The organism is Ginsengibacter sp. (genome assembly GCF_057362405.1).
Genome location: NZ_JBMQQG010000144.1, coordinates 1 through 4,216, shown reverse-complemented (window position 1 = coordinate 4,216; position 4,216 = coordinate 1). Strand labels below are relative to the sequence as shown.

4 protein-coding genes are annotated in these 4,216 nt (G+C 41.5%); 2 read left to right on the top strand and 2 right to left on the bottom strand.

Features of this window, described 5'->3' with window-relative positions:
• The first annotated feature begins 291 nt into the window (after positions 1-291).
• Positions 292-444 carry a hypothetical protein gene (locus ACO1O5_RS11505; RefSeq protein WP_486270317.1) on the top strand — a complete coding sequence of 51 codons (153 nt, stop codon included), beginning with the start codon at positions 292-294 and terminating at the stop codon, positions 442-444.
• A 53-nt stretch (positions 445-497) separates the two neighbouring features.
• On the opposite strand, the gene ACO1O5_RS11500 is transcribed toward ACO1O5_RS11505, so the two are convergent.
• Both ACO1O5_RS11500 and ACO1O5_RS11495 read right to left on the bottom strand, forming a co-directional pair.
• The gene (locus ACO1O5_RS11500) at positions 498-1,067 is read right to left on the bottom strand and encodes a four helix bundle suffix domain-containing protein (protein ID WP_486270315.1); all 570 of its coding nucleotides are present in this window, start codon (positions 1,065-1,067) and stop codon (positions 498-500) included.
• 376 nt (positions 1,068-1,443) lie between these two features.
• Complete coding sequence (locus ACO1O5_RS11495) at positions 1,444-1,659, bottom strand: hypothetical protein (protein WP_486270313.1); 216 nt, start codon at positions 1,657-1,659, stop codon at positions 1,444-1,446.
• A gap of 164 nt (positions 1,660-1,823) precedes the next feature.
• Between ACO1O5_RS11495 and ACO1O5_RS11490 the strand changes: the two genes are divergently transcribed.
• A partial coding sequence (locus tag ACO1O5_RS11490; protein WP_486270311.1) for a hypothetical protein occupies positions 1,824-4,216 on the top strand: 2,393 nt, incomplete at its 3' end.

Here is a 4,216-nt window from a genome sequence, read left to right as displayed (position 1 = left end):
TATAAATAGACACAATATTTCGATAAATAGACATAATATAGACATAAAATTATACAAATCTGTTGCGTCCTTTACAAAAAGTTAGAAACTATCGAACAAAATGTCCATAGAGGTAGAATTCTTAAAGAAGCTGTTGACAAAACAGGCTTAGATATTAAGTTTATTACCCAAAAAGCAGGCTACGGAAGAGGAACCTACTACACACATATCAGGAAAGAGAACCTTGCATTTAAAATACTCGACAAATACAGTAAAGCAATTGGCCACGATTTTTCAGGGGAAATTCCCGGGATGAGTCCCTTTATTGTAGAGGAAGAAGGTCACAGTTACAACAATGAGCCTGCAACAATTGAGGAAGCCATAAAGCAAATAAGTGAATGGAAAGAAAAATATTACATGTTGCTGGAAAAGTATTTGAAGTTGGTGGAGAAGGGAAATGAGTAAGGTAATTTTTTGGTAAGTAAATTATCTGCACCAGGCAGGCTTTTTGACAAGCATTATTTTTTATTCCTTTGGTTAATCCTGGCTTTGGTCATTCTTTCACGCAACCCGCCTTCATTAATAAAAGCTTTTTCAAGACTTTGGATTTGCCTCTTTAAAAGATAGCTGGTTACATTAGCCAGGCATATCATTATATTAGCGCCTATCCCGGGATTTTCATGCTCAATTGCTTTTTTAAACGTTTCATAATTTGCGTTGGGGGTTTTGTTTAACTCATTAAAGCGCAAAGAAAGCCGGTCATTCCTATCCCATTTCTTCAATTTATTAATTCTTAAATAATCTTGATAATCTATCAAAAGCTCTTCTAAACTTGCCCGTGCCACATTGGTAAGTTTTATTTCTGTTTCTTTTGAGGTTGCTGATGCCATACTTGCTTCAGCAATATTTTGTTTACCGGAACGTGCCGCTTGTACCATTTGGTCAATGGTGCGATCATATTTCTTAAAAAAATGATTACAGAAATAAACAGTACCATCATAGATTATTTCTGATTTTTGATAAGTAATTAAATTTCTGTAACCGCCATGTAAGGGAATAAAGCCTTCCTTATTGTTGTTAATTGCCATATACCCTGCATTTAATTGTGGGACTATTGTGACTTGTGCGACCTGCAAGTGATATCGCAATGTCTCACGTGTCGCCCTTAGTCCCCCCAAATTAGGAAAATTATTTTTAGAAACCTTGTACCCCTTGGTGGCGCAGATGTGATCACGGCAGTATCACTAAATCATCTTAAACCAACCCCAAGGGGCGTATGGTAAAAGCCAAAGGAAAATGTGAGACCTCAATTTGGTAATGGCGCAAAGAAGTGCAGGAAATAAAAGATTAAATCTAAGAAATTACTTAAGGTTATTTTCGATTGAATATTTATTTAGAGCTATCATATTCTCTAAAATTGGCGTGTATACCGTTCAACTCTTTACCGGCGTACCTAAAGAATTGTTAGATGTAAAAAATAGAAAAAGTAGTAAACTTACCTACATGCTCAACACTCTTATATAGCCCGGCCGGCAACTTAGTGAAGGTAGAGGAGAATGGGATGGTATTTCTGGCTTCATTTAAATCATAACCGCTGAGAGTTGTTGGTGATGGCTTTGCTGCAAAACCATCCACACGAACACACAACCGGCGGTGTGTGGCTGCATAGCTGCGAAGCATTGATTTAGAAATACCAACAACGGCATTAAATTTTACAAACAGGTAGGGCTTACGCTCCTACTTACTCATTTTTGAGCGGCAGATTGATCCTGCTCTCCTAATTTTTTTTCTAACGTTGTTTCCCTTTTGCAACATCCTTCGACTAATCTTAAAAATTATAAAACATGAAACTCTTTTTCATTCTTTTTTGCATTGTATGCAGCTTTACCGCCATAGCGCAGCCAGGTGATAGTTTAAAGATAAAAGACCGGCTTAATGAAAAAATAAAAAGCTATCACATTAAAACCCATATGAGCAACACCGTATTTGAGACGTACGTCTCCGAAACAGCGGTGTACGCAAAACAATATATGTCGGGTAGCGACGGCTCACTGCCCGATCGTGGTATATTGATTCGATATCAGGATGATTCTGTATTTAAGATCGACTATAAAACCGGGATTATTTATCGCACCACACTTGCAGAATGCAATAGCACTAAAACAGCTGAAAGAGCATTGGCGCAAAAGTCGGTGGCAAGTTTTTCAGAAGGAAATAAAGCCGCAGTATATGCGGTAAAACAATTTGTTCAGGCGCACTCATTGAAAAAATACAAAGATCTTTCCACGGTTCAACAGACGTTTAAAAGCCCGACAGGAAACAATTGGAAGATTTATTATTTGAACACAAAAAACTTAACAGCTAACGAAAACCCTAAATCAACGGGGAAAAATTATGTTGATTTTCTTAATCCCGGTCCGGAAAACATCATTGTACATGCGGAAGTGCAAAACAACGGTAAAACGCAAACAGTGATTGACCTTGATGAAGCTTCTGAATTAATGGTTTCATCAGGCCTTTTCGCGATACCTGCAGGTTTGCAAATAAAAATACAACGTCCGCTGGTGCCGGCGCATCTCCTCCATTTTAAAGCAGGTCCGGGATTTAAGCGGGATGCTTCAAGTGTTGTGTCACCTCCAATTGACGTAAATATGAGCCAGGGCCCCGGGCCCGTAATAGCCCATCCGTCAATGTACGTTATCTATTGGGGAAAGGCATTCAGCAGCTCCTCGCCTGTTGTGGCGAACCTGGCTACTTCGATGTTGGACATCGTGTCGCCGAAATATACCTCGCAACTTGCTTTTTATGGCGTTAATCCCGGCAAAGTAGTCAGGAATGTATTTGTTGCAGATGATCCTTCTCCATCGGCAGGCGGAGGAGGTTCCGGAGCCGTGGTCGGCGCTTTTTTAATAAAAGAAATATTCGATGAAGGGATGCCAAAGATCTGGTGGAATGTTGGGGGCGACGATCCGTTATACATGGTGGTTGTTACTGAAAACGAAGTTGATAATGGCGGATGGAGCGGCTATCATTTTGTGGTACCCACTTATTTTGATTCATTTGTTCCTTTTCCCTTTAACTTCCTGGTGCATGAAGAATTACCTTATGCATTTGCAAAATTGCCAAACAACGCTCTCGGAATCGGCCTGGAAGATCTGCTTCAGCGGGATGCTTTGTGCAAAACCAATCCTTCTGCCTGCAGTGCTATTAACAGTTATGATAAAGGCACCAAAAATATTTCTCACGAATATGTGGAAGTTTGCACCGATCCTACTCCTTTCTTTTCCTGGGTTGATGCCGGCAGGGGCACGGAAGGGGAAATCGGGGACATCTGCGAAAACAGCCCGGCTCCGTTTAGCAGCGGTTCGCTAATTAACTCCACTGTTGTAAGCACCTATTGGTCTGTACCAGACCAGGCCTGTGTACCTAATGGAACGGCGACCATTGTTATTAAAGAACCCCTGGATAATTCAATAGTAAACTGGGAAGCAGGTGGCGGCAAACCAACGCTGTTTGCCTTAGCTACGTCACCACTTACCGGTGATCTTGAAGATATAAGATGGACAGACGAAAACGGAAGAAGCCTCGGTGCTGGAGTCAACATACAATCTCAGCCCCTTAGCCTGGGAAATCATACAATTACAGCCACAGCTTTTGTGAATGGCAGTGCCGGCGTTGCAGCAACAACACATGTAAATGTAATTGCCCGGGCACCTGAACCTGTAATAACCAGTCCCGCCAGTAACATTCAATACGCGTCTGATGATGTAATAAACTTCAGGGGAAGTGCAATGGATATACAGGATGGCGATTTACCCGACAACCAGCTGGAGTGGTCAATAAATGGCACGCCCATAGGAAAAGGGAAATCATTTTCAGCCCAGGTGAACAAAACGGGAATTCTCGGGGTAACGCTCACCGCCACTAATAGCGCGGGAATAAAGGAATCTTCGGCAGTATTGATAAATGTAGGGCCACCCAAAAAGAATTCGAGCATTAAAATAATTTCACCGGCAAACGCAACCATCTTTTTTAACCCCGATGACGTGATTACTTTTAAGGCAGAAGCAAAACAAAGTGATGGCACCCCTGTGCCCGAAAACTGGATTATTTGGCGGGATGACCTCGACGGCAGATTAGGCACAGGAAGTACTATTCAGCATAAACTCTCCGGTGGCCCCGGTGGCCCCATTATGCATCATGTAACGGTAAGTATATTGGTAAAAAATGGCAAACC

What these genes read in the sequence shown, in the direction of transcription:
- ACO1O5_RS11500 (WP_486270315.1), bottom strand. Translation starts at nt 1,067, where the DNA reads ATGGCAATTAACAACAATAAGGAAGGCTTTATTCCCTTACATGGCGGT.
- ACO1O5_RS11495 (WP_486270313.1), bottom strand. Translation starts at nt 1,659, where the DNA reads ATGCTTCGCAGCTATGCAGCCACACACCGCCGGTTGTGTGTTCGTGTG.
- ACO1O5_RS11505 (WP_486270317.1), top strand. Translation starts at nt 292, where the DNA reads ATGAGTCCCTTTATTGTAGAGGAAGAAGGTCACAGTTACAACAATGAG.